The 25,389-nt window shown below is 71.7% G+C and carries 21 protein-coding genes and 1 pseudogene; 12 read left to right on the forward strand and 10 right to left on the reverse strand.

The features are described 5' to 3' along the window. Window positions 1–41: 41 nt before the first annotated feature. The 5 genes and pseudogenes from D466_RS0108310 to D466_RS25035 form a co-directional block, all read right to left on the reverse strand. A complete protein-coding gene (locus D466_RS0108310) occupies window positions 42–1,031 on the reverse strand; it encodes a GGDEF domain-containing protein (protein WP_018913253.1) in 990 nt (329 codons plus the stop codon). A 182-nt stretch (window positions 1,032–1,213) separates the two neighbouring features. Further along, window positions 1,214–2,170, reverse strand: a complete 957-nt coding sequence (locus tag D466_RS0108315; RefSeq protein ID WP_018913254.1) for an alpha/beta hydrolase — start codon at window positions 2,168–2,170, stop codon at window positions 1,214–1,216. Window position 2,171: 1 nt separating this feature from the next. After that, on the reverse strand, window positions 2,172–2,390 hold the full coding sequence (locus D466_RS0108320; protein WP_018913255.1) for a DUF1289 domain-containing protein: 219 nt from the start codon (window positions 2,388–2,390) through the stop codon (window positions 2,172–2,174). After that, entirely contained in the window at window positions 2,387–2,710 is a 324-nt protein-coding gene (locus D466_RS25030; protein WP_369759412.1) for a 6-pyruvoyl tetrahydropterin synthase family protein, read from the reverse strand. The genes D466_RS0108320 and D466_RS25030 overlap by 4 nt, the downstream gene beginning before the upstream one ends. A 42-nt stretch (window positions 2,711–2,752) precedes the next feature. Further along, window positions 2,753–3,076, reverse strand: a pseudogene (locus D466_RS25035) (6-pyruvoyl tetrahydropterin synthase family protein); the annotation flags it as partial. A 525-nt stretch (window positions 3,077–3,601) separates the two neighbouring features. Between D466_RS25035 and D466_RS0108330 the strand changes: the two are divergent. The 4 genes from D466_RS0108330 to yghU all read left to right on the forward strand — a co-directional run bounded on the left by D466_RS0108330 (window position 3,602) and on the right by yghU (window position 7,533). Beyond that, on the forward strand, window positions 3,602–4,822 hold the full coding sequence (locus D466_RS0108330; protein WP_081629887.1) for a multidrug effflux MFS transporter: 1,221 nt from the start codon (window positions 3,602–3,604) through the stop codon (window positions 4,820–4,822). A gap of 69 nt (window positions 4,823–4,891) precedes the next feature. Beyond that, the gene (locus tag D466_RS0108335) at window positions 4,892–6,094 is read left to right on the forward strand and encodes a pyridoxal phosphate-dependent aminotransferase (RefSeq protein WP_018913258.1); all 1,203 of its coding nucleotides are present in this window, start codon (window positions 4,892–4,894) and stop codon (window positions 6,092–6,094) included. After that, the gene (locus tag D466_RS0108340) at window positions 6,091–6,558 is read left to right on the forward strand and encodes a YbaK/EbsC family protein (protein ID WP_018913259.1); all 468 of its coding nucleotides are present in this window, start codon (window positions 6,091–6,093) and stop codon (window positions 6,556–6,558) included. Before D466_RS0108335 ends, D466_RS0108340 begins: the two co-directional genes overlap by 4 nt. Before the next feature lie 102 nt (window positions 6,559–6,660). Beyond that, a complete protein-coding gene (gene yghU, locus D466_RS0108345; RefSeq protein WP_018913260.1) occupies window positions 6,661–7,533 on the forward strand; it encodes a glutathione-dependent disulfide-bond oxidoreductase in 873 nt (290 codons plus the stop codon). A 52-nt stretch (window positions 7,534–7,585) separates the two neighbouring features. Here the strand turns inward: yghU and D466_RS21135 are convergent, their stop codons facing one another. Next, window positions 7,586–8,452, reverse strand: a complete 867-nt coding sequence (locus D466_RS21135; protein ID WP_018913261.1) for a serine hydrolase — start codon at window positions 8,450–8,452, stop codon at window positions 7,586–7,588. Window positions 8,453–8,717: 265 nt separating this feature from the next. Between D466_RS21135 and D466_RS21140 the strand changes: the two genes are divergently transcribed. Both D466_RS21140 and D466_RS0108360 read left to right on the forward strand, forming a co-directional pair. Continuing rightward, a complete protein-coding gene (locus D466_RS21140; RefSeq protein WP_018913262.1) occupies window positions 8,718–10,877 on the forward strand; it encodes a bifunctional diguanylate cyclase/phosphodiesterase in 2,160 nt (719 codons plus the stop codon). Window positions 10,878–10,921: 44 nt separating this feature from the next. After that, complete coding sequence (locus D466_RS0108360; RefSeq protein WP_018913263.1) at window positions 10,922–11,185, forward strand: hypothetical protein; 264 nt, start codon at window positions 10,922–10,924, stop codon at window positions 11,183–11,185. Window positions 11,186–11,690: 505 nt separating this feature from the next. On the opposite strand, the gene D466_RS0108365 is transcribed toward D466_RS0108360, so the two are convergent. Beyond that, window positions 11,691–14,009, reverse strand: a complete 2,319-nt coding sequence (locus tag D466_RS0108365; RefSeq protein WP_018913264.1) for a cytochrome P450/oxidoreductase — start codon at window positions 14,007–14,009, stop codon at window positions 11,691–11,693. 128 nt (window positions 14,010–14,137) lie between these two features. Continuing rightward, on the reverse strand, window positions 14,138–15,001 hold the full coding sequence (locus tag D466_RS0108370) for an IclR family transcriptional regulator (RefSeq protein ID WP_081629889.1): 864 nt from the start codon (window positions 14,999–15,001) through the stop codon (window positions 14,138–14,140). Between the two features lie 256 nt (window positions 15,002–15,257). Between D466_RS0108370 and D466_RS0108375 the strand changes: the two genes are divergently transcribed. Beyond that, window positions 15,258–16,421 (forward strand): ABC transporter substrate-binding protein, encoded by a 1,164-nt coding sequence (locus D466_RS0108375; RefSeq protein WP_018913266.1) that lies wholly within the window; start codon window positions 15,258–15,260, stop codon window positions 16,419–16,421. 35 nt (window positions 16,422–16,456) lie between these two features. Here D466_RS0108375 and D466_RS0108380 read toward each other — a convergent pair whose 3' ends face one another. Together D466_RS0108380 and D466_RS0108385 are read right to left on the reverse strand one after the other, a co-directional pair. Beyond that, window positions 16,457–17,803 (reverse strand): D-serine ammonia-lyase, encoded by a 1,347-nt coding sequence (locus D466_RS0108380; protein WP_018913267.1) that lies wholly within the window; start codon window positions 17,801–17,803, stop codon window positions 16,457–16,459. Between the two features lie 55 nt (window positions 17,804–17,858). Continuing rightward, window positions 17,859–18,530 carry an FCD domain-containing protein gene (locus tag D466_RS0108385; protein ID WP_018913268.1) on the reverse strand — a complete coding sequence of 224 codons (672 nt, stop codon included), beginning with the start codon at window positions 18,528–18,530 and terminating at the stop codon, window positions 17,859–17,861. 130 nt (window positions 18,531–18,660) lie between these two features. On the opposite strand from D466_RS0108385, the gene D466_RS0108390 reads away from it, so the two are divergent. From D466_RS0108390 to D466_RS0108410, 5 genes are all read left to right on the forward strand, one after another. Further along, the gene (locus D466_RS0108390; protein ID WP_018913269.1) at window positions 18,661–20,019 is read left to right on the forward strand and encodes an MmgE/PrpD family protein; all 1,359 of its coding nucleotides are present in this window, start codon (window positions 18,661–18,663) and stop codon (window positions 20,017–20,019) included. A 45-nt stretch (window positions 20,020–20,064) separates the two neighbouring features. Beyond that, window positions 20,065–21,468, forward strand: coding sequence for an MFS transporter (locus D466_RS0108395; protein ID WP_026285039.1), 1,404 nt, complete (start codon window positions 20,065–20,067; stop codon window positions 21,466–21,468). Window positions 21,469–21,500: 32 nt separating this feature from the next. Further along, window positions 21,501–22,562 carry an isocitrate/isopropylmalate dehydrogenase family protein gene (locus D466_RS0108400; protein WP_018913271.1) on the forward strand — a complete coding sequence of 354 codons (1,062 nt, stop codon included), beginning with the start codon at window positions 21,501–21,503 and terminating at the stop codon, window positions 22,560–22,562. A 62-nt stretch (window positions 22,563–22,624) separates the two neighbouring features. Then, complete coding sequence (locus D466_RS21145; protein WP_018913272.1) at window positions 22,625–23,809, forward strand: MFS transporter; 1,185 nt, start codon at window positions 22,625–22,627, stop codon at window positions 23,807–23,809. 164 nt (window positions 23,810–23,973) lie between these two features. Further along, window positions 23,974–25,296 carry an MFS transporter gene (locus D466_RS0108410; RefSeq protein WP_018913273.1) on the forward strand — a complete coding sequence of 441 codons (1,323 nt, stop codon included), beginning with the start codon at window positions 23,974–23,976 and terminating at the stop codon, window positions 25,294–25,296. Window positions 25,297–25,389 lie beyond the last annotated feature (93 nt).

Genomic DNA, 25,389 nt, shown 5'->3' on the forward strand with positions numbered 1-25,389 from the left:
GCGTGCCGAGGCGCTTCGTGCACGGCGCCCGCGCCGCCGCCTCAGGCGCGGTAGAAGGCCCAGAAGAATTCGCGCTGCGACTTGGTGGCCTTGACCTGCTGCATCGCGCATTTCGCATGCAGCACCAGATCCGCGGCCTCGCCGGGATCGTCGGGGAACAGGGTCACGCCCATGCTGATCGGGCACTGCCAGAACAGCGCGTCGGACAGCGCATAGGGCACGTCGAAGTCCAGCTGCAGGCGTTCCAGGAGCGGGGCGATGTTGTGCATGCCCTGGATGCCTTCGAGCACCAGCACGAACTCGTCGCCGTCGCTGCGCACGACCAGGTCGGTCTTGCGCAGCGCGCGCTGCAGGCGCTGCGTGAACTGTCGCAGCACGGCGTCGCCGGCGGCGCGCCCGTGGGCCGCATTGAGCTCCTCGAAGGCGTCGAAATCCAGCACGGCCACGGCCAGGCGCTGGCCGCTGCGCCGGCTGCGCTCCAGCGCGGGGGGCAGCATCTCGTCCAGCGCGGCGCGGTTGAGCAGCCCGGTCAGGCCGTCGCGCAGCGGGCTTTGCTCCAGGCGCTGGCGCAGTCCGTCACCGGCCTCGCGGTAGCCCTCGAGCTGCCAGGCCTCGTCGCGGCGCAGGCGCTTGTACAGCGCGCCCATCAGCGGGCGGCGCTGCTGCAGCGACATGCCCGCCGCGAAGAGTTCGAAATCGGCGGCGAAGCCCGAGGACATGGTCATGATCCACAGCGGGCCCAGGCCCCAGGCGTGGAACAGCTTGCCGGTCTCGAGCATGCGCTGCTGCAGCTCGGGCGTGTAGTGAGGCGCCAGCAGTTCGCGGTAATGGGCGGCGTGCAATTCCAGCAATTGCGCCAGCGCGTCCTCGCCCAGCGCCTCGAGCATCTCGCCGCGCCCGAGCAGCGCGCGCGCCTGGGTCTCGAAGGCCGCGCAGGCGGCGTCCGTGCGTGCCAGCAGCGCCGGCGCATGCTCGCGCAGCGCACGCGTCTCGTCGGCGCTGAGCTGCAGAAAATCGAGCAAGGTCTCCATCGTGCGTTCCCCGGCAGTGGGCGGACGGCGGGCGCGCGGCGGTTGCCGGGGCCTGTCCCTGTGCACCATTCTCGGCGTCAGCGGGGCGCCGTGGCGCCCGCGCAGCCCAGGAAAACGCCGTTTGCGTGACCGATTTCACGCCACGCCTCGCGCCGGGGCCGCACCCGGCCACGGCACAGGCCTCAGGCCAGGCGCTCGCGCATGCGGCGGCAGATCTGGTCGAAGGCCTCGCGCGCGGCGGGCAGGGTGTTGGCCATGGCCAGGAAACTGTGCAGCACGCCGGGGCAGCGCTGCATCTCGCAGTCCACCCCGGCCTCGCGCAGGCGCGCGGCGTAGCGTTCGCCCTCGTCGCGCAAGGGGTCGAGCTCGGCGCTGAACAGCAGGGTGGGCGGCAGCACGTGCAGCCGGTCGCCGTGCAAGGGCGATGCGTCGGGGTCCATGCGCAGCGAGGGATCGGCGCAATAGTGGTTCCAGAACCAGTGCATGTCGGCAGCCGTGAGCAGGTAGCCCTCGGCGAAGTCCCGGTAACTCGGCGTGTCGAAGCCGGCGTCGGTGACCGGATAGACCAGCACCTGCAGGTCGGCGCCGCGCGTGCCCGCCGCGGCGGCCAGGCGGCGCGCCGCCACCGTGGCCAGCGTGGCGCCGGCGCTGTCGCCCATGACCACGAGGCGGCGCAGCGGCCGGCCCAGCAGGCGCGCGCCCTCGGCGGCGCCGAAGCGCAGCGCGGCCTCGGCATCGTCCACCGGGGTGGGGAAGGGGTGCTCGGGAGCCAGGCGGTAGTCCACCGACAGCACCGCCGTGCCGGTGCGTTGCGCCAGCAACGCCGTGTAGGGTTCGAAGGCCGCCACCGAGCCGAGCACCCAGCCGCCGCCGTGGAAGTACACGACCAGGCAGTCGGCCGCTGGGTCGTCGGCGTACAGGCGTGCGTGCAGCGGCGTGCCGTCCAGCGCGGGCACGCTCAGGTGGCGCATGCGCGCCAGCGCGGGTGCCGGTCCGAACAGCAGCTCGAACCAGCTGGGGAACTGGCGTGCCTGCTGCACGCTCAGTCCGCTCAGGGGCTGGCGCCCGCGCGTGCGCGTGCGGCGCAGGAAATCGCGCGTGGCCGCGTCCAAGCCGTCGGCGGGAGAGGTCTGGGTCATCTCAGGAACGGCGCCCCTGGCGCCGCGGCTGCCATCCCTGCGCGAGCACGCGGCGCCAGATGGCCTGGCGCTCGGCGTCGCTCATGAACAGCCAGTTGGAAATTTCCGTCAGCGTGCGTCCGCAGCCGCGGCAGACGTCGTCGAAGCAGGCCGAGCAGATGCCCACGCAGGGGCTTTGCGGGAGGTCCGGCGGCAGGGGGGTGGGGTCGGTGGTTTTCATGGGGCCTCGCCTGCGACGGCCCCGCAGCCGTCGGCCTCGAGCAGGCGCACCGCGTCGAGGGCCGCGAGCTGCGGTTGGCACGCGCGCAGGATCCAGTGTGCCAGCGTACAGGTGTCGGTGTCGTCCAGCCCGTCGATGTCGTACAGCGGCTGGTGGTCCAGGCGTTCGAACAGCGGGCGGAACAAGGTCTTGACGTCGCCGAAGTCCACCACCCAGCCCAGCACCTGATCCAGCGGCGCGCTCAGGCCCAGGCGCAGGCGGAAGGTCTGGCCGTGCAGCCGGGCCTGCGCGCTGCCGGCGGGCGCGCGGCGCACGCGCACCGCGCTGTCCAGGCTGAACTCCTTCCAGATGCGGTAGCCCCGGCCGTCGTAGCGCGCGCCGGAGGAGCCGGTCTCGAACACGGACACGCTGCGCAGGGTGTCCAGCGAGGGGCGCAGGCGCTGCCAGATCCAGGCCGCCAGCACTTCGCTGGTGGGGTTGTCCAGGCCCTCGATGTCGTTGAGCAGCACATGGTCCAGACGCGCGGCCAGCGGCGCCCAGTGCGCGTCGAGGGTGTCGTGGCCGGTGCCGGCCGCGCACAGCTCGACCTCGAAGCCGTGGCCGTGCATGCGCCCGCACTTGTGTCCCGCGGGAACCCGGGGCAGGAAGTGCGCGGCCTGGAAACGGTAGCGCCGCAGGCTCAGCAGCGTGCCCTGCGCGTCGCTGCGCACGCCCTGGAACGGGGTGCTGCGCAGTTCCAGGGCCGCCGGCGCCGCATCGGTGCGCAGGCGCGCGGCCAGCCAGGCCGCCAGCGCGGCGTCGTCCGGGTGCTCCAGTAGCTGGTTGAGGTCGCTGTAGCCCAGCGGGTCCAGCGCCCGCGCCAGGTGCTCGCGCATCGCCTGCACTTCCCCGCCGGGTGGCGCGGGCAGCGCCGCTTCGGGCAGCTGGGCCCGCAGCTGGAAGCCGTGGCCGTGCAGGGCGTGCGCGCGGTGGCCGCTGGGCAGGCGCGGCAGGCGCCGCGCGGCCTCGAAGCGCCCGCGGGCGGTGAGCAGGGAAGGAGCGGAGCGGGGTGTTGGGGACGACATGGGCGAACGGCGGCTACGGAGCGCCCGGAGGCGGGGCCGGAAGGCCTTTCCGGGGGCGAGCGGGCGAGCGGGCGCGCAGGGCCAGGGCGGCCGCTCAGGGCGAAGTGTAGCCAGCGGCCCGCTGCGGCGCCTCCTAGAATCGGGGCCATGCGTCGAATACCCGCCGATTCCCCCCTGTTGCCCGTGCTGCTGGGCGCCTTGAGCGCGATGGTCGCCTTGTCCATCGACATGGGGCTGCCGGCGCTGCCGAGCCTGGCCGTCGCGCTGCACGCGCCGCAACGCGACGCCACGCTGACCCTGAGCCTGTTCCTGGCCGGCTTCTCGCTCGCGCAACTGGCTTTCGGGCCGCTGTCGGACCGCTTCGGGCGGCGCCCGACGCTGCTCGGCGGCTGCGTGCTGTTCAGCGTGGGCAGCGCCGCCTGCACCTTCGCGCCGGGCATGGGCACGCTGCTGGCCGCGCGTCTGCTGGCCGGCTGCGGCGCGGGAGCCGGCATGGTGGTGGTACTGGCCGTGGTGCGCGATCTGTACGAGGGCTCGCGGGCGCGCAGCCACCTGTCCACCCTGAACCTGATCCGCGCCATCGCGCCCATCCTGGCGCCGAGCATCGGCGCGTGGATGCTGCGCGTGTCCTCCTGGCGCGGCATCTACGCGTCGCTCACCGGCTTCGGCTGCCTGGTCACGCTGGTGGCCTGGCGAGGCCTGGGCGAGAGCCTGCGCCGACCTGATCCGCACGCGCTGCGCCTGCGCCGGCTGGCGGCGAACTACCGCGACATGCTGGCCCACCCCGAGGCCTTCGGGCACGCGATGGTCAATGCGCTGGCCTTCGGCAGCCTGTTCGCCTACGTCGCCGGCTCGCCGCTGCTGATGACCCGCGTACTGGGCCTGACGCCGGTGCAGTACGGCATCGTGTTCTCCTGCACCGCGCTGGGTATCGTGGCCGGCGCCAGCACCAGCGGCTACCTGGGGCGCCGCCACGTGCCGGGCCATCTTCCGCTGGCCGTCGGCCTGGGCGGCGCGATGGTCGCCGCGTGCATGGTGTTCGCGCTGGGCTGGTTGCCGCGGGCCGGGCTGGGCGCCTACGTGCCGCCGCTGCTGCTGGGCACCTTCTCCTACGGGCTTCTGTCTCCCAGCGCGGTGCACGGGGCCTTGCATCCCATGCCCCATATCGCGGGCGTGGCCGGCGCCTCGCTCGGATTCGTGCAGATGGCCACCGGTTCCGCCGCCTCCGCGATGGTGGCCTGGTTCGACGACGGCCGCAGCGCGCACTCGATGAGCCTGACCATGATGCTCTGCTCCACCTGCGCGCTGCTCACCTACCTGGCGGTGGTGCGCCCCGCGCAGCGCCGGCGCCCGGCGCAGGCGATCTGACAAGGACGATCCGACAAGGACGATGCGATGCGGGCTGCTGCCCGCGCGCCCACCCAAGGAAGCTTTCGCATGACCCTGAAATTCTCGGCACGTGCCCAGGCCATCGCGCCTTTTCTCGCCATGGAGTTCGGCAAGCGCGCCGCCGAACTGGAAGCCGGCGGACGCTCGGTGGTGCGGCTCAACATCGGCGAGCCGGATTTCGGGGCGCCGCCCCAGGTGCTGGAAGCCGCGGCGCGGGCCGCGCAGGGCACGCGCCTGACCTATACCGCCGCGCTGGGCCTGCCCGAGCTGCGCGAGGCCATCGCCGGCTTCTACCTGCGCGCGCACGGCCTGCAGTTGGACCCGCGGCGCGTGGTGGTCACCGCCGGGGCCTCCGCGGCCTTGCTGCTGGTGACCGCGGCGCTGGTCGACGCCGGCGACGAGGTGCTGGTGGGCGATCCCTCCTATCCCTGCAACCGCCAGTTCCTGGCCGGTTTCGGCGCCGACGTGCGCCTGGTGCCCACCGACGCCTCCACGCGTTTCCAGCTCGACGAGGCGCTGGTGCGCCGGCACTGGAGCGAGCGCACCCGCGGGCTGATGATCGCCACGCCGTCCAACCCCACGGGCACCTCGGCGCCGCCGGAGCAGCTCCGGGCGATGTGCGAGTTCGCGCGCGAGCGCGGCGCCTGGCGCGTGGTCGACGAGATCTACCTGGACCTGGCCGACGGCGATGCCTCGGGACGGCCCGCGCCCAGCGTGCTGGCCTGGGACGACGAGGCGGTGGTGATCAACAGCTTTTCCAAGTACTTCGGCATGACCGGCTGGCGCCTGGGCTGGTGCGTGGTGCCGCCGGAGATGGTGCCCGTGGTCGAGCGTCTGGCGCAGAACTACTACATCTGCCCCTCGACGCTGGCGCAGCACGCCGCGCTGGCCTGCTTCACCCCCGAGGCGATCGCCGTGTGCGAGCAGCGCCGCGCCGAATTCGCCGCGCGCCGGCGCCTGGTGCTGGAGGGCCTGCGCGAAGCCGGCCTGCAGGTGCCGGTGGAGCCCGACGGCGCCTTCTACGTCTACATCGACGTCGGCTCGACGCGGCTGGATTCCATGCGCTTTTGCGAGCGCGCGCTGGACGAGGCCGGGGTGGCGCTCACGCCGGGCCACGATTTCGGCGAATGCGGGGCGAGCCGCCACGTGCGCCTGTCCTACGCGGCGTCGCGCGAGCAGCTGAGCGAAGGCCTGCGGCGCCTGGCCGGCTTCGTGCGCGGCCTGGACGCGCAGCGGGGCAGGGCGGCATGAGCCTGGAATCGGTACGCGCCTTCCTCGGCGAGCACGCACCCGATATCGAGGTGCTGGAGAGTTCCGAGCCCACCGCGACGGTGAGCGCGGCGGCCACCGCGCACGGCGTGCTGCCGGCGCAGATCGCCAAGACCCTGTCGCTGTGGCTGAAGGACCATGCGGTGCTGGTGGTGCTGGGCGGCGACGCGCGCCTGGACAACCGCAAGTTCAAGCAGCACTTCGGGGTCAAGGCGAAGATGCTCGGGGCCGAGGAGGTGGCGCACTGGACCGGGCATCCGGTCGGCGGCGTGTGTCCCTTCGGGCTGGCGCATCCGCTGCCGGTGTATGCGGACCTCTCGCTGCGGCGCTTCGAGGTGGTGCTGCCGGCGGCCGGATCCATCCACTCGGCGCTGCGCATCGAGCCCGATCGTCTGGCACGGCTCACCGGTGCCCACTGGGTGGACGTGGCGCAGCTGCCGACCTGAGTGGGCCGGCGGCGCGGCGCCGCGCCGGGGCCCGCGCCGCGCCCTGCAGCTTTCGTGCTCGCGCGCTATGGTTCATGCTGGCTACGCCCTGGAGATCCGCGCATGAGTGAACAAGACACCTACACCCCGCCTCGGGTGTGGACCTGGAAGTCCGCCAACGGCGGGCGCTTCGCGAACATCAACCGTCCCGTGGCCGGAGCCACGCACGAGCGGGAATTGCCGGTGGGGCGCCATCCGCTGCAGCTGTATTCGCTGGGCACGCCCAACGGCGTGAAGGTGACGGTGCTGCTCGAGGAACTGCTGGCGGCCGGGCATGCCGGTGCCGAATACGACGCCTGGCTGATCCGCATCGGTGAGGGCGACCAGTTCGGCAGCGGTTTCGTGGACATCAATCCGAATTCCAAGATCCCGGCGCTGGTCGACCGCAGCGGCCCGAAGCCCATCCGGGTGTTCGAGTCGGGCGCCATCCTGCTGTACCTGGCCGAGAAATTCGGGGCCTTCGTGCCCACCGATCCGGCGCAGCGCGCCGAGTGCCTGTCCTGGCTGTTCTGGCAAATGGGCAGCGCGCCCTTCCTGGGCGGCGGCTTCGGGCACTTCTACGCCTATGCGCCGGTGAAGATCGAGTACGCGATCGATCGCTACGCGATGGAGTCCAAGCGCCAGCTCGACGTGCTGGACCGCCGGTTGGCGCAGTCGCGCTACGTGGCCGGCGAGGCCTACACCATCGCCGACATGGCCATCTGGCCCTGGTACGGGCAGCTGGCGCTGGGCGAGCTGTACGGCGCCGCGGAGTTCCTGCAGGTGCAGGAGTACCGTCACCTGCAGCGCTGGGCGGCGGAGCTGGCGCAGCGGGTGCCGGTGCAACGCGGGCGCCGCGTCAACCGCAGCTTCGGCGACGCCGCGCTGCAGCTGCCCGAGCGCCACGACGCCTCGGACTTCGACAAGCCGCCCCAGGCGCAGCCCGGGCAGGCCTGATCGCGCGCGAGCCGGGCGCGCCCGGCTCGCGGTGCCGGCGACGCTGCCTGGTTCAGTTCAGGGGCGGGGCGCGTTCGGGCAGGCGCGCCCACTGCTCGGGGCTTTGCTCGCGCAGCCAATCGCGGATCTGCATGGCGTCGACGAAGTCGTTGTAGGCGCCCCAGGTGCCCAGCAGCACGACGATCACGCGGCGCCCGCGCAGCCAGGCATCGAAGGCCAGGCAATGACCGGCTTCGTTGATGAAGCCGGTCTTGGACACCACCATGTGCCAGCCGCCGCCGTACAGCAGATGGTCGCTGTTGCGGTAGACCAGGCGCTCGCCGCCGGCCCGCACCACGGTGCCCACGTGGGTGGTGTCGCGGCGGATGGTCGGGTAGCGCGTGGCGGCGTCCACCAGCAGCGCGAGGTCGTGCGCGTTGGAACGGTCGCCGGGCCACAGCCCGGTGGGGTCCACGTAATGGGTGTGCAGCATGCCCAGGCGGCGCGCCTTGCGGTTCATCGCGCGGATGCAGGCAGCCAGGCCCCCGGGGTAGTGCCGTGCCAGCGCATGCGCGGCGCGGTTCTCCGAGGACATCAGCGCCAGCTGCAGCAGCCGTGCGCGCGTGAAGCGCATGCCCGGACGCAGGCGGGATTCGCTCCACTTCAGGGTGTCGATGTCGGAACGCCGGATGGTGATCACGTGGTTCATGCGCTGGTGCGCGTCCAGCACGACCATGGCGGTCATCAGCTTGGTCAGCGAGGCGATCGGGCGCACCGCCTCGGCGTTCTTGCGCAGCAGCACGCGCTGGCTGGCGGCGTCCACGACGATGGCCGAGGCCGCGTGCAAGGCCAGCGGATCGCGTTGCCACAGGCGGATCACCCGCGACGGAGTGCCCGCACCCGTCTGCCCTTGCGGCACGTTGGCTCGCGCCGCCGTCATGCCCGCCAAGCTCAACCCCATTGCCATGGCGATACGCGCCGCCGCTGCCCATCCCCTGACCAAGGCCTCTCTCCTGCCCGTGCCGGATTCCTGGCTTCCGGCTCGATCGTGAACTAATGCGCGATTGCATCATGAATCTCGGGCGCGGCCCAGCCTCGAATCGTGACAATCCCCGGAAAATGTCACCGTGGATCCGCACGCGGCGGTGGAGCCCGCTCGCGACGCCTTCCGGCGTGCGCACCCGCAGCCGCATCGGAACCCTCTCATGGATCACGTCTCCTACGCCTGGCCCCTCGTGCTGGCCTCCCTGCTCGTGGCGGTGCTGGCGGCCTATACCTCGCTGGACCTGGCGGCGCGCATTTCCACCGCGCGCTCGGCGCAGGCGCGCGCCTGGTGGCTGGGCGGCGGTGCGCTGTGCATGGGCGTGGGGATCTGGTCCATGCACTTCGTCGGCATGCTGGCGGCCACGCTGCCGGTGCCGCTGGCCTACGACCCGGGGCTGACGCTGCTGTCCCTGCTCATCGCCATCGGGGCCTCGGCCTTCGCGCTGTACCTGGTCAGCGGCGCCGATCTGCCGCGCACCCGCCTGGCCTTCGGCGCCGTGGGCATGGGCGGCGGCGTCGCCGCCATGCACTACACCGGCATGGCCGCCATGCGCATGAGCCCCTTCATCGCCTATGACCCTCTGCTGGTGCTGCTGTCCATCGCCATCGCCATCGGGGCCTCGGGGGCGGCGCTGTGGATCGCCTTCCGCCTGCGCCGGCGCACGCACCACATCCTGCGTCTGCGCGCGGGGGCCGCCAGCCTGATGGGCGCGGCCATCGCCGGCATGCACTACACCGGCATGGCCGCCGCCGGCTTCCCCCAGGGCAGCCTGTGCGGCGCGTTGCCGGGCGGCTGGAGCGGGCAGGGCCTGGCGCCGATGGTGCTGACCGCGGCGGTGGCCGTGCTGGCGGCGGCCATCGTGTTGTCCATGCTCGACCGCCGTTTCGAATCCCGCAGCGACCTGCTGCAAAGCTCGCTGTCGGAGGCGCACGGCGAGATCGCCTTCCTGGCGCTGCACGATGCGCTGACCAAGCTGCCCAACCGCCCGCAACTGGAGCGCCGCCTGGAGCAGGCCATGCGCGACAGCCGGCGCAGCGGGCAGGCCTGCGCCGTGCTGTTCGTGGACCTGGACGGTTTCAAGGCCGTCAACGACGCCTTCGGCCACCAGGCCGGAGACCGCCTGCTGGGCCTGATCGGCCCGCGCCTGCGCGAGACCATGCGCCCGGGGGACATCGCCGCGCGCATCGGCGGCGACGAATTCGTGGTCGTGGCCGAGGGGGTGCGCCGGGAGGACGCCGATGCGCTGGCGGCGCGCGTGGGCGCGGTGCTGCGCCAGGAGTTCGAGCTCGACGGACACCGTCTGCGCATTTCCGCCAGCATCGGCATTGCGCTGTACCCCAAGGACGGCCATTCGGTGCAGGAGCTGATCAGCCATGCCGATGCCGCGATGTACCGCGCCAAGGCGGGCGGGCGCGACGCGCACCACTTCTTCGACCCCTCGATGCTGGTCAACGCGCAGGAGAACCTCGAACTGCTGGCCGAACTGCGCGGCGCGCTGGCGCGCGGGGAATTCCGCCTGCACTACCAGCCCAAGCTCGACCTGCGCAGCGGCCGCGCGGTGGGCGCGGAGGCCTTGTTGCGCTGGGCAAGCCCCAGCCGAGGCAACGTGCCGCCCGACCGCTTCCTGGAACTGGCCGAACACGCTGGCCTGATCGTGCCCATCGGCGACTGGGTGCTCGACGAGGCCTGCCGCCAGGCCGCGGTCTGGCGTGCCGAGGGGCATGGGAACTGGAGCGTGGCGGTGAATCTGTCGGCCTTGCAGTTCGACCATCCGGGCCTGGTGCAGTCGGTGCGCGACGCGCTGCGCCGGCACGCGCTGCCGCCGCGTGCTCTGGTGCTGGAGGTGACCGAGTCCACCGCCATGCGCAACGTCGAGGCCAGCATGGCCATCCTGAAACAATTCGAGGCCATGGGCGTGGGGGTGTCCATCGACGACTTCGGCACCGGCTACTCCAGCCTGCTCTACCTCAAGCGCCTGCCTGCCAGCGAACTCAAGGTGGATCGCGGCTTCATCCGCGACGTGCAGCACGACGCCGACGACGCGGCCATCGTGTCGGCCATCGTGGCGCTGGCGCAGCGCCTGCAACTGCGGGTGGTGGCCGAGGGTGTCGAGACGATCGAGCAGCAGGACTACCTCAAAGGCCTGCACTGCGACCAGGCGCAGGGTTTCCTGTTCAGCGAGGCGGTGCCGGGGGCCGAGTTCGCGCGCGTGGTCGAAAGGGCCGAGGCCCAGATGCGCGAGGCCCAGGCGCGCGAAGCGCAGACGCGCGACACCCCGATGCGCGAGGCCGGTGATCTGCGCGCGGTCAACGCCGCGTAGGGTCGGGGCTGCGCGCCGGGCGCGGGGCGCGTAGGATGCGGCGCATGCGACGCAACCTGTTCATCATCGCGGTGGGAATCTTCGTGCTGGCGGGCACGGCCGTATCGGCGTGGATGCTGGTGCCGATGTCCGGGCGTCCGCTGGGCTCCCTCAGCGCCTCCGAGGGCAACCGCGTGATCTGGGGCTGGGCCCTGGCCACGCTGGTGTTCGGCATGGCCTGCGTGTGGCTGGTGCTGGTCCTGCACCGCGTGATCCACCGCGCCGACCAGCGCGCCGCGCTTCGCCGCACCGCGGAGCACTCGCGCTAGGGCTGTGCCCGGTAGGTCGCCAGCTCGTCGATGGGCGGGCGGGGCAGCTTGCACCCGAAGCTATCGCCTCCGGGAGGACAGGCTCTCGCGTCGGTCCTGCAGCTGTCGCCACCGTGTCCACCGGCGGGGCCAGGCGCGTGGATGAAATGGCCCTCGACCCTCGCGACCATCTGGTGATCGCGGCCAACAACGCCGACAAGCCGCCCTTTCCCAGTTTCATTTTCACGCGGCCCCCTTACCGCGTGCTCGGGCGCGTGGTGCGGGAGCGGGCCACGCACGGACCGGAGCAGCCGCTGTGGGACGCGCGCACGGGCAAGGTCTACGTGGCGATGCCCGAACTCGACGGCCTGCCCGCGCTGGGCGGCGTGGCGGTGGTCGATCCGCGCACGCTGGTCAAGCCTCACGAAGCGCCCCGGTGCATGCCCGGCGGGCTGGCGCTGGGCCCTGGTGGCAGGCTGCTGCACACCTATCGCCGGGTCGTCAGGCTTGCGGTGCCCCGCCCGGCTCAGAGTTCGAGCACCAGGCGCGTGCTGGCGGCGCGCGAGCAGCAGCTCATCATCTTGTCGTGGCGGGCGCGCTCCGTCGGGGTGAGCACCACGTCGCGGTGGTCCACCTCGCCTTCGAGCACGCGCACCTCGCAGGAGCCGCACAGGCCCTCGCAGCAGTCGCTGGGCAGGTCGATGTTGGCGGCGCGCAGCGCCTGCAGCAGGGTCTGGTCGGCGGCCACGCGGATGCGCTGGCCGCTGTCGCTGAGCTCCACGTCGAAGGCGTGTTCCTTCGCCGGGTCCAGCGCGCCGGCGGCGCCCTGGAATCGCTCCACGCGCAGCGTGCCGAGGGGCCAGGCGGCCGACAGTTCCTGCAGCGCGTCGAGCAGGCGCTGCGGGCCGCAGGCGTAGACGGCGCAGCCGCGCGGCAGATCGCGCAGCTCGCGCGCGTAGTCGGCGCGCGCGCCCTGGTCCGCGGCGTGCAGGCGCAGGCGCTCGCCATGCAGCGCGCGCAGTTCGTCCACGTAGGCCATGGCCGCGCGCGCGTGGCCGCTGTAGTGCAGCACGTAGTCGATGCCCAGGCTGCGCGCGCGCAGCGCCATGGCCGCGATGGGCGTGATGCCGATGCCGCCCGCGACGAACACCGCGGCGGGGGCGCTCTCGTCGAAGGCGAAGTGGTTGCGCGGCCCGCGCAGGCGCACGCGCTCGCCCACGCGCAACCGGGTGTGGATCCAGTGCGAGCCGCCTCGGCCCTCCGCTTCGTGCAGCACGGCCACGCGCAGGCTGCGCGGGTCCTCGGGGTCGCCGCACAGGGAATACTGCCGTGTCAGGCCGGTCTCGCCGCACTCCAGGTCCACGTGCGCGCCGGGGGTCCAGCGCGGCAGGGGGCGGCCGTCGTCGGCCTGCAGCTCGATCTCCAGCACGCGCTCGGCCACCGGGCGCAAGCCCGCCACGCGCAGCAGGCGGGCGCTGGCCGCGCGCGTGGATTCGCCGATGCGCACCGGCTGGCTCTCGCCCAGCCGTGCCGGGTCGCGACGCTCGGGGTTGTCGCGCGGGTCCCACTCCACCCACAGGTGTTCGGGGCCGCGGAAGGAGATGTTGGGCACGTAGCTGAAGCGCTGGCCGGCCAGGCGCATGTGGGGCAGGCGCCGCGACAGTTCCTCCAGGAACACTTGCAGTTCCAGGCGCGCCAGGTTCTTGCCCATGCATTGGTGCGAGCCGTAGCCGAAGGACAGGTGCTCGCCCGCGTTGTCGCGGTGGATGTCGAGTCGCTCGGCGTCGGCGAAGCGCGCCTCGTCGTGGTTGCCCGAGGTCATCACGATCAGCAGCCGCGAGCCGACGGGCAGGTCCACGCCTCCGACCCGGACCTCGTTCAGGGCCACGCGGCGCCAGGCGATGATCGAGCCCGAAAGCCGCAGGCATTCCTCCACGGCGTTGGGAATCAGCGAGGGATCCTCGCAGATCTCGCGCCAGGCACTGGGGTGCTCGAGCAGCAGGCGCAGCGCGTTCGCCGTGGCGTTGGCGGTGGTTTCGTGGGCGGCGACGATGCCCGCCATCATCATCGAGTGCAGATAGGAGTCCGTGACCACGTCCGGATGCTCGGCTTGCATGCGGATGCCGAATTTCATCCAGCCGGGGCCCGAGGGGTCGGCGCGCATCTTGTCGAGGATGCGACCGGCCAGCGCCCAGAAGTTGCCCACGGCGTGCGCCACCGCGAGCTGCTGGTCGGGGCTGGGACGGCCCCAGGTGTTGACGGTGTGGGCGATGGAGTAGCGCCGCAGCTGGGGCATGTCCTCCTCGTCGATGCCCAGGAAATGCAGTGCGATGGTCAGCGGAACCTCCCACAGCATCGCTTCCACCAGGTCGACGCGTCCGGCGTCGATGAAGCGGTCCACGTACTCGCGCGCCAGGCGCCGGGCCAGCGGCTCGTGCTCGCGCACCGCCTCGGGGGTGAAGGGGCCCAGCAGCAGGCGCCTTCGGGCCATGTGCGCCGGTTCGTCCTCGTTGACCAGCGTGCGGTTCATCGCGTAGCCGTAGGAGGCCATGACGGCCTGGGCCTCCTCGCTGGGAGGCGTGAGCTTTTCCAGGGCGTTGGAGGGGCTGAAGTCGCGGTGGTTGCGGAATACGCCCTTGACGTCCTCGTAGCGCGTGACCACCCAGTAGCCCAGGGCCTCGCTGAAGAACACCGGTTGCTGCTCACGGGCCCAGCGCAGGTATTGCGCGGGGTCGTCGAGGTAGCCGCTGGAGAAGGGGTCGAAGCGTTCGGCGCCGACGGCGGGGCAGGCGCCCTGGGCGCCGTGCACCGGGCAGCCGGCGGGGATGGGGGAGGAAGGATGCATGGTCAGGCTCCGCGTGTGGCGTAAGTCTAGTACGCAAAGCGTAATACGCACGCGGGCAAACCCGTGGCGGGCCGGGGCGCCACGGAGCCGGTTCGCGTGGAGGCGCCCGGCACGAGCCGGGCGCCGCATCATCCCCGGCGCTGGGGCGCGCCGGCACCGTGGCCCAGCAGGGTGCTGCAGGCCTCGGCTTCGCGGCGCAGGGCCTGCGCCACGGCGCCGTCCGGCGAGGCGTCGAAGCTACCGCTGGCACCCAGCACGGTGAGCACCGCGCACACCGCGCCGTTGACGTCGAACAGCGGAGCCGACACCGCGCTGATGCCAGGCAGGTAGACGTCGCGGATCACCGCCATGCGATGCGCGCGAATCTCACGACGCAGCGCGCCCAGCGGATCCTTGGCGTCCAGGGTGGCGCGCCGTTCGGCGCTGGAGCGCGCCAGTTCGGCGCGCGCCTGCGCCAGCATCGCGGCATCGTCGCGCAGCCCCAGGAACACGCGCCCGGTGGCCGACCACAGGAGCGACATCACCGAGCCGACGCGCACGTTGACGGTGACGGGCAGCACGGGCTCCTCGAAGCGCACGATGGTGGGCCCCTTGTTGCCCATGACCGCCAGGAAACTGGTCAGTTCCAGCTGCTCGCGCAGGCGCGCCAGCGCCGGTTCGCCGATGCGCACCGGGTCGGCCTGGCGCATCGCCGTCACGCCGATCAGGATGGCTTCCGGGCCGAGGTAGTACTGCTGGGAGCCCGGATCCTGGCACACCAGGCACTCCTCGACGAAGCTGGCCAGGTAGCGGTGCACCTTGGCCGGGTGTTCGCCCACTTCGGCCGCGAGCGCGCTGAGCCCGGCGCGCCCGCCCAGCCGGGCGAGTGCCTTGAGCACGGCCACGCCGGTGGCGGCAGCCTGCACGCGCTGGCGCCGCGGCTTGGCCGGCGCGGCGGCGACAGCAGCGCCAGGAGCGGCGGCGGACTTGCGGGGGGCGGGCGTACGGGGCATCGGCAAGGCGCGGCGAAGGGCCAGGGAAGGGGCGGCGCGGACCGCCGGGCGAGCGAGCCCGGGCAAGCGCGCCCGGGCGGGTGGCGCGGGCCTTGCCGGCCGGGGCCGGGGCGCCCGCGGGCGCCTTTATAGCCCACGGCGCCGGCTTCAGGGTAATCCCGGCGCCAGGAATTACGCAAAGCGTAGAGAATTTACGCACAAGACGCGCGCAGGCCGAAGCCTTCGCGTTCCCGCACAAACCATCGAGGAGATCCCGTTGAAACCCTTCGCCCGTCTCGCGCTCGGCGCGGCCCTGTGCGCCGCCGCCGTGTCCCCGGCGCTGGCCGACGTGCACGTCGGCCTCGTGCTGTCGCTCACCGGCCCCGCGGCCTCGCTGGGCATCCCGGAGAAAAAGACCCTGGACCTGCTGCCGCGGCAGATCGCCGGGCAGAAGATCGACTACACGGTGCTCGACGACCGCTCCGATCCCACCGAGGCCGTGAAGGACACGCGCCAGCTGATCGACGTGGACAAGGTCGCGCTGGTCATCGGCGCGTCCACCACGCCCAGCTCGCTGGCCATGGTGGACGTGGTGGGCCAGGCCGGGGTGCCGAACATTTCGCTGGCCTCGGGCAAGAGCATCGTGTTCCCGGTGCAGGGTCCCCGCCAGTACGTGTTCAACTCGGTGCAGACCACCGGGCTCATGGCGCAATCCACCGCGCAGTACATGGCGCAGCACGGGGTGCGCAAGGTGGCCTTCATCGGCTTCGCCAACGCGCTGGGCGAGGACTGGCTGCAGAACTTCGGCACCGAGGCCAAGAAGGTGGGCATCGACATCGTCGACGTCGAGCGCTTCGAGCCCACCGCCACCTCGGTCACCGGCGAGGTGCTGCACATCCTGGCGGCCAAGCCGCAGGCGGTGCTGATCGCCGCCTCCGGAACCCCGGCGGCGTTGCCCGAGCGCGAGCTCAGGAAGGTGGGGTACAAGGGGCAGATCTACCAGACCCACGGCGTGGCCAACCCGGACTTCCTGCGGGTGTGCGGCGCTGACTGCGACGGCACGCTGCTGTCGCTGTCGCCCGGAGTGGTGGCGCGCCAGCTGCCCGAGTCGAGCCCGATCAAGGCCTCCGCCATGCGCTACGCGCAGGCTTACGAGGGGGCCTACGGGCGCCACACGCTGTCGCAGTTCAGCGTGGGGGCCTGGGACGCCGGCGTCATGATGGAGCAGGCCATCCCGGTGGCACTCCGGCACGCCAGCCCGCAGGACCTGCCGGCCTTCCGCAAGGCCCTGCGCGATGCGCTGGAGGGCCTGCACGGCGTGGCGGGCGCGCAGGGCGTCTACGACATGGGCCCGGCCAACCACAACGGGCTGGATGAGCGCGCGGTGGCGGTGGCGCAGATCCGCGGCGGCGCCTGGAAGCTGATCCGCTACGGCAAGTAGGACGGGGGCGCCCGGGCGACCGGGCGCCAGGCCCCTCAGGCTTCCGTGAGGATGTCGCGCCCGGCGTCCAGGTAGGCCCGCATCTGTTCCTCGGGAACCATGCCGCCGCCGGTCGCCCAGGCCAGGTGGGTGGCGCAGGGTGCCGACTCCGGCAGGCGCGTGCAGGCGGCGAAACCCGCCAGCGCCGACGGCTCCAGGCGCAGGCCTTCGCTGCGGTCCAGCAGCGCCAGCAAGGCCAGCATCTCCTCGTCGCTCACGGTGCAGTAGCCGTCGACCAGGTGCTGCACGGTGCGCCCCACGAAGGCCGAGGCACGGCCCACGGCGAGGCCGTCGGCGATGGTTCTGTTGTCGATGCCGAAGTCCTGCACCGACACCGCATCGTGCAGTCCCGTGTACACGCCCAGCAGCATGCAGGGCGAGTGCGTGGGCTCGGCGAACAGGCAGTGCACGGCGTCGCCGAAGGCCAGCTTCAGCCCGAAGGCCAGGCCGCCGGGGGCGCCGCCGACGCCGCAGGGCAGATGCACCCAAAGCGGATGCTCGGCGTCCACGAGCACGCCGGCCTCGTCGAGCTGGCGCCGCAGACGCCGCGCGGCCACCGCGTAACCCAGGAACAGCTGGCGCGAGTTCTCGTCGTCCACGAAGTGGCAGCGCGCATCGGCGGCGGCCTCGCGCCGGCCTTCGCCCACCGCGGCGCTGTAGTCGCTGGCGTGTTCCACCACCCGCACGCCGCGCTCGCGCAGCAGGCGCTTTTTCCAGTCGCGGGCGTCCGCCGACATGTGCACGCTGACCTGGAAGCCCAGCGCCGCGCCGACGATGCCGATGGACAGGCCGAGGTTTCCGGTGGAGGCCACCGCGATGCGGTGGGCGGCGAAGAGTTCGCGCGCCGCGGGGCCGTCCAGCAGCGCGTAGTCGTCGTCCACGCGCAGCAGCCCCGCCGCCAGCGCCAGGCTCTCGGCGTGCTGCAGCACTTCGTGGATGCCTCCGCGCGCCTTCACCGATCCGGAGATCGGCAGGTGGCTGTCCAGTTTGACCCACAGTTCGCCATGGTGGGGGGCGCCGTGGCGAGCGCGCAGGGCCTCGCGCATGGCGGGCAGGCGGCGCAGCGGGGATTCGATCAGGCCGTGCGCGGCTGCGGTCTCGGGAAACACGCGCTGCACCCAGGGCGCGAAGCGCTGCAGGCGCCGTGCCGCCTCGTCCACGTCGGCCTCGCCGAGGCCGCAGCCGGCGAGCGCCCGCGCGGCCGGCTGCACGGCCGGGTTGAACCAGCTGATTTCGCGCAGCGCGAGCAGATCGCGCAGCAGCGGGTGGCTGTGCAGCCAGTCCTCGAGGCCGCGCCCGGCGACCGTGGTCTGGCGCGGACGGTTCTGCGTGGTGGGGTTCATCAGGCTTGATCCATCAAGCGGGATTCATCCGGCATGGAGCATGCGCCGGCATGGGTCAGGGCGCGGTCACCGCCACCAGGCGCTGGTAGCCGTGCCCGACGTGGGCGCGCATGGTGGCGGCCGCGCGCTCGGGATCGTGCGTGGCCAGCGCGTCGACGATCGCGCGGTGCTCGTCCTGCGAGGCCTGGCTCTCGTGGGTGACGGAGAAGTAGCGCCGGCGCAGCAGATGCATGCGGTCGATCACGCGGCGGTAGAACTCCAGCAGGGTGGCGTTGCCCGTCATCTCCACGATGCGGTCGTGGAAATCGATGTTCAACGAGAAGTACAGGGTCATGTCGCCTCGCGCCGCCGTCTCGTCCAGGCGCTTGAGCAGGGTGCGCAGTTCCTTGAGCTGTGGGTCGCCGACCCGCGGCGCCAGCAGGCGGCCGGTGGCCTCGTCCAGCGCGGCGCGCAGTTCGTAGAGCTCGCGTGCCTCGGTCTCGCCGATCTCGCGCACGAACACGCCGCGGTTCTTCTCCAGCTTGACCAGGCCCGCGGCCTCCAGGCCCCGGAAGGCCTCGCGGATGGGAGCGCGGCTGACCTTGAAGTGCTGAGCGAAGATCATTTCGTTGAGCTTGTCCCCGGCCGCCAGTTCGCCGGTCTTGATCAGACGCAGGATCTCTTCGCGCACCAGGTCGGACACCGAACGCGTCTGCAGGATCTGGAGCTTGCTGAGGGCTGTGGTCATGCACTTCCTTGGGGTCTTCCGGGGCGCTCCCGGGAGTGTGCGAATCGTAGCGTGAAGGCACTCGACCATGCTGCAAGGTTCATGTAGGATTGTCGACAATCGACAAAATGCCCTGCAGGAGGCCCCGCCCATGTCCCATCCGTCCGAGCCGTCCCATGCCGTCACCTCCAGGCTGGCGGCCTACCTCGTGGGGGCGCGCCCCGAAGCACTGCCCGCCGCGGTGCGCGAGGAGGCGGTGCGCACCTTCGTCAACTGGGTCGGCTGCGCGGTGGGTGGGTCGCGCCACGAAGCGGTGGACGCCGCGCTGGAAGCGTTGGGGCCCTTTTCCGGCCCGCCGCGCGCCAGCGTGCTGGGCCGCTCCGAGCGCGTCGATCCCTTGCTCGCCTCGCTGCTCAACGGCATCAGCTCGCACGTGTTCGACTTCGACGATACCCACCTGCGCACGGTGATCCACCCGGCCGGTCCGGTAGCCAGCGCCTTGCTGGCCTTCGCCGAGCACCAGCCGGTGCGTGGGGAGGACTTCCTGCACGCGCTGGTGCTGGGCGTGGAGGTCGAATGCCGCATCGGAAACGCCGTGTTCCCGGCGCATTACGACATCGGCTGGCACATCACCGGCAGCGCCGGCGTGTTCGGCGCGGCCGCCGCGGTGGGCAAGCTGCTGGAGCTCGACGCCACGCGCATGGCCTGGGCGCTGGGCCTGGCCGCCACCCAGCCGGTGGGCCTGCGCGAGATGTTCGGCTCGATGACCAAGAGCTTCCATCCGGGGCGCGCGGCGCAGAACGGCATGACCGCGGCACTGCTGGCCGCGCGCGGCTACACCAGCTCCGAGCAGGCGCTGGAGGCGCCGCGCGGCTGGCTCAACGTGCTCAGCGCCAGCCACGATGCGCGCGAGATCACCGAGGGCCTGGGCGAGCATTACGAAATCTCGGTGAACAGCTACAAGCCCTTCGCCTGCGGCATCGTGATCCACCCGGTGATCGACGCCTGCCTGCAGTTGCGCGAACGCGAGCGCCTCGATGCAGGGGCGCTGCGCGCGGTGCGCCTGCGCGTGCACCCGCTGGTGCTCGAACTCACCGGCAAGACCGAGCCGCGCAGCGGACTGGAAGGCAAGTTCAGCGTGTTCCATGCCGCGGCGGTGGCGCTGATCGAGGGCGATGGAGGCGAGCGCCAGTTCAGCGACCGCGCCGTGCTCGACCCGGCCGTGGTCGCGCTGCGCAGCCGTGTCAGCGCCAGCATCGACCCCGGGCTGCAGGCCGACGCAGCGCGGGTCGAGATCGAATTCGACGACGGTCGCAGGCTCGAGCTGCACGTGGAGCATGCCATCGGCAGCAAGCACCGCCCGATGAGCAACACCGATCTGGAGCGCAAGTTCCTCGGCCTCGGCGAGGACGTGCTCGGCCAGGCGCGCAGCCGGCGCCTGCTCGACGCCTGCTGGAGCGTCGAGCACGTGGAAGACGTCGCGGCCATCGCCGCGGCAGCGCGGACGTAGAAGCCGCGCCCAGCCTTTTCCCCTACAACGACAGGAGACGAACCCATGAATGCTGCAAGCGGCGCGCCCCGGCGCGCGGGACCGAACGTACTGGCACGTATCGATCGATTGCCTCCCTCGCGCTACCTGGTCAGCCTGGTCGGGCGTATCGCATCTGGAGGCTGGTTCGAGTTCTACGAGCTGTTCATGCCTGGGTTCATCGCCGTCGGACTGGTCAAGTCGGGCATCTACAAGTTCGGCGCGGGCAGCATGTTCGACCCGCGCCTGTTCGCCAGCTTCCTGGCCTCCTTCTTCCTGGGCATGCTGATCAGCACCTCGGTGTTCAGCTTCGTATCGGACAGCTCGGGCAGGCGCGCGATCTTCGCGCGCTCGATGATCGTGTACAGCGTCGCCCAGTTCGCGATCGCGCTGCTCAGCGACCCGGTGCTGATCAACGTGGCGCGCTTCGTCGCCGGCCTGGCCGTGGGCATGCAGCTGATCAACAACGACAGCTACGTGACCGAGCTGGTGCCGCGCGCGCGCCGCGGGCAGTACATGTCCATGTCCTTCATCTTCATTCTCACGGCCATCCCGGTGTCGGCCCTGCTAGCCGCGCTGCTGGTGCCGCATGCGCCGCTGGGCATCCAGGGCTGGCGCTGGGTGGTGGCCATCGGCGCTGCCAGCGGCATCGTCGTGCTGTTCGTGCAGAAGGGTCTGCCCGAATCCCCGCGCTGGCTGGAGGTGCACGGCCGCCTGGACGAGGCCGAGCGGGTCGTGGCCGGCATCGAGGCGCGCGTGCAGGCCGAGCTCGGGCGCCCCCTGCCGCCCCCGGCGGAGGACGTGCCCGAGGCGGAGGCCAACACCGGCCGCTGGAGCGAGATGTTCTCCGGCTTCTACCTGCCGCGCACGATCATGATCTCGATCTTCCAGTTCGCGCAGACCATCGCCGTGTTCGGCTTCACGGCCTTCGTGCCGCAGTTGCTGATCAAGCAGGGCTTCACCATCGTGCATTCGCTGGAATACACGGCGCTGATCGTGCTTCTGGCGCCCGTCGGCGCGGCCTGCGCGAGCTACTTTTCCGAGCGCATCGAGCGCAAGTGGCAACTGGTGGGCACGGCCGTATTGATCGGGGTCGCGGGCATGGGCTTCGCCAGCGGCCACAGCGCGGGCGTGGTGCTGCTGTGCGGCGCGCTGATCGCGCTGGGCAACAACTGGATGATCGCCATCTTCCACCCCTACGCCGCGGAGTTGTTCCCCACGCGCATCCGGGCCCGCGCGGTCGGATTCACCTTCTCGTGGAGCCGGGTGAGCTCGATTTTCGTCAGCTACTGGGCCGCCGCGCTGCTCGCCGGCTTCGGCCCGCCCGGAGTGTTCGCGATGATCGGCGCGGCCATGGCCGCCATCGTGATCAGCGTCGGTGCCTTCGGCCCCGCCACCAACGGGCGCAGCCTGGAAGTCCTTTCCCCCTGAGGCTTTGCATCCATTCGACGAGGTAAGCACACATGAAAATCGGGATCCTGAACGGCGACGACATCGGTCACGAAATCGTCCCCGAGACGGTCAAGGTGCTGCGGGCCGCCGCGCAGGCCAGCGGCGTGCCCATCGATTGGGAGCCCATTCCCATCGGGCGCGCGGCCTATGACCAGCTGGGCACGACCCTGCCGGAGGACACGCTGCAACGCCTGGGCGCGCTGGACGGCTGGATCCTCGGCCCCATCGGGCACATGGCCTATCCCAAGGTCCCCGAGGCGCCGAACCCGCATCCGATCCTGCGCAAGCACTTCGACCTGTTCGCCAACATCCGCCCGGTGAAGTCCTATCCCACGCTGCCCAGCGTGCACCAGGACGTGGACCTGGTGATCGTGCGCGAGAACAACGAGGGCTTCCAGCCCGACCGCAACGTGGTCGCCGGCAGCGGCGAATTCCGCCCCACCCACGACGTGACCATCTCGGTGCGCGTGATCACGCGCGCCGGATCGTCGAAGGTGGCCCGCGCCGCCTTCGAGCTGGCGCGTTCGCGGCGCGGCCAGCTGACCGCGGTGCACAAGGACACGGTGTTCAAGCTCGGCTGCGGCATGTTCGTCGAGGAATGCCGCAAGCTGGCGCCCGAGTTCCCGGACGTGCGTTTCGACGAGGCCATCGTCGACACTTTCGCCATGCGCCTCGTGATGACCCCGCAGCGCTACGATGTGGTGGTGACGACGAACATGTTCGGGGACATTCTCACGGACGAGGCCGCCGGCCTGGTGGGCGGCCTGGGCATGGCGCCCGGGCTGTGCGCGGGGCCGACCCATGCGATGGCCCAGGCCACGCACGGCTCGGCGCCGGACATCGCCGGACGCAACATCGCCAATCCCTACGCCATGATCATGTCCGGCAAGATGCTGCTCGACTGGCTCGGACGCCGCCGCGGCGACGCCGCGGCGGTGGCCGCGGCCGCTCGCATCGAGCGCGCGGTGGAGCGGGTGATCGCCGAGCGCCGAGCCTTGACCCCCGATCTCGGTGGAAACGGCACGACCCGCGGCATGGGCGACGCCATCGCGCAGGCGGTGCTGGTGGGTTGAACGCGTCACAGGGTCCGCACGCGGCCGCGCCGCAACCATCACCGGGATCCGCCTTCCCCGGCATGGCGCTGTCGAGCATGCTGCTCGTGCAGACCCTGGCCTCGGCCGCGGCCCTGGCCGTGCCGGCGATCGCCCCTGATGTCGCCGCGACCACGGGGCTGCCCTTGAGCGCGGTCGGGCTGTACAGCGGCGCGCTGTACGTGGGCGCGATGCTGTCGGCGATCAACGCGGGCCTGCCCGTGCTGCGGCTGGGGGCCATGCGCACGGCGCAGTGGTGCCTGGGCATCGTCGCCTGCGGCCTGTTGCTGGTGGCGAGCGCGAAGCCCCTGCTGCTGCCCGTGGGCGCCGTGCTGATCGGCATCGGGTACGGATCCTCCACCCCCGCCAGCTCGCACCTGTTCGCTTACGAGGTGCCGGCGCGCTGGCGCGGCCTGGTGTTCTCCATCAAGCAGACCGGCGTGCCCCTGGGGGGCATGCTGGCCGGGGCCTTGCTGCCCAGCGCGGACCAGCGCGTGGGCTGGCGTGTCGCCTTGCCGCTGCTGGCCCTGCTCTGCGTGGCGTGCAGCGGCTTGCTGCAGCCCTTGCGCGCGCGTTTCGATCGCCATCGCGAAGCCGGGCGGCGCGCCGGGGCCGGCGGGTCGCTGCGCACGCTGCGCATGGTGTGGGCCCATGGGCCGATGCGCGAGCTGGCGCTGTCCACGCTGTTCTTCGCGGCCATGCAGGGCAGCCTGGCCACCTACCTCGTGGCGCAGGCGCACGTGGGCGCGGGCATGGACCCGGTGCACGCCGGCCTGCTGCTGGCCGGCGCGCAGGCCGCCGGCGTGGTCGGGCGCATCGGCTGGGGCTGGATCAGCGACCACTGGATCCGCCCGTCGCGCATGCTGGCGCTGCTGGCGCTGGGCATGGGGCTGTGCGCGCTGCTCGCGGGCCTGCTCACTCCGGCCTGGCCGCGGCCTGCGCTGTGGCTGCTGGCGGTGGCGTTCGGGGCCACCGCCACGGGCTGGAACGGCGTGTACCTGGCCGAGGTGGCGCGCCTGGCGCCTCCCGGCATGGCGGGCGTGCTCACCGGAGGCACGCTGTTCTTCACCTTCTGCGGGGCCTTCGCCGGGCCTTCGGTGTTCGCCGCCGTGGCCTCGGCCAGCGGGCGCGTGGGCGACGGCTACCTGGCCATGGGCAGCGTGCTCGCCGCGCTGGGCCTGCTGCTGTCGTGGCGACACGCAGGCACGATGGCCCGTGGCCGATCGTAGCCCTGCGGCGCGGGGCGCCGATACGTAATACTGCTTATATAGATCATGCATAGCAGCTAGTCCGTCCGGCCGCTGGCATGGCGGGCCGGCCTGGCGGAGCATGCAGGCTGGGCGGTGCGTCCATGCGCGCGCCCCACACCACACATAACGAGGGGGACCCTTCCGTGCAAGCATCCCGAGCCGAAGCATCGGCCAGCACGCTCAGTCAGGCCCAGGTCAGCGCGGCGATCGCGTTTTCCGCGCTGGGCTGGGCTTTCGACCTGTTCGACCTGTTCATCCTGCTGTACGTCGCGCCCGTGCTGGCCAAGGTGTTCTTTCCCTCCGGGCAGCAGATGCTGTCGCTGGCGGGGGTGTACGCCGCCTTCACCGCCACCTTGATCATGCGCCCGGCCGGAGGCTGGGTGTTCGGGCGCTTCGCCGACCTGCGCGGGCGCCGGCGCGCCATGGTGGTGGCCGCCGTCGGCGTGGGCCTGTCCACCGCGGTGATGGGCGCGCTGCCCACGGTGCAGTCCATCGGCCTGGCGGCGCCGGCTCTGTTTCTCGCGCTGCGCCTGGTGCAGGGCGTGTTCATGGGCGGCATGGTCGCTTCCACCCACACCCTGGGCACCGAGTCCATCGCGCCGCGGCACCGCGGGCTCGCCTCGGGCATCATCTCCGGCGGCGGCTCCGGCGTGGGCAAGCTGATGGCCTCGCTGGTGTTCCTGGCCGTGACCGCGCTGTTCCCCGGCCCCGCCTTCGCGCAGTGGGGCTGGCGCTTCATGTTCTTCAGCGGCCTGATCAGTTCCCTGCTGGGCCTGTTCGTGTTCAGCCGCCTGCACGAGTCGCCGCTGTGGGAGGCGCTGCAGCGTGCGCAGCCTGACGACGCGAAGCGGGCCGCGCCCAGCGCGCCCGCCGCGCGCCTGGGCGCCTTCGTGCCGGTGGTGCTGCTGTGCATCGTGCTGACCACCTGCGGCGGCGGTCTGTCGTACCTGACGTCCGGCTACCTGCCCACCTTCATGAAGCTGGTGAACCACGTCAAGCCGAAGGACCTGGGGCAGATCCTGAGCCTGTCGGCGCTGGCCGTGATCGCCTCCTCGGTGCTGTCGGGCTGGCTTACCGACATCGTCGGGCGCAAGCCCGCCATGCTGGTCTACGGCCTGGTGTCGCTGGTGGCGATCCCGCTGATGTACCACGGGCTGGCGCAGGCCACCTCGCTGCACGAGATCGGCCTGTACTCGGTGCTGCTCAGCGGCGTGGGCACTTTCTGCTACGCGCCGCTGCTGATCGTGCTCAACGAGCGCTTTCCCACGTCGATCCGCTCCAGCGGCACCGCGGTGTCGTGGAACATCGGCTTCGCCCTGGGCGGCTCCATGCCGGTGGTGGTGTCGCTGATCGCCAAGGCCTCCAGCGGCCTGAGCGTCGCGCTGGCCATTTCCGCCGGCCTGCTCGCGGTGGCCTACCTGCTGGCGGCCTGGGCCACGCCCACGCGGCACAACCTCATGAACTGAAGCACGCGGCCCACGCCGCGCCAGGCCCCCCGAGCGCTCGCGCCGGGCCGGGCCGGGCCTCGTGCACCCCGAAGAACCATCACGAACCCCGGA

Origin of the sequence: Thiomonas sp. FB-6, from assembly GCF_000377645.1 — a bacterium.
GTDB lineage: Bacteria > Pseudomonadota > Gammaproteobacteria > Burkholderiales > Burkholderiaceae_C > Thiomonas_A.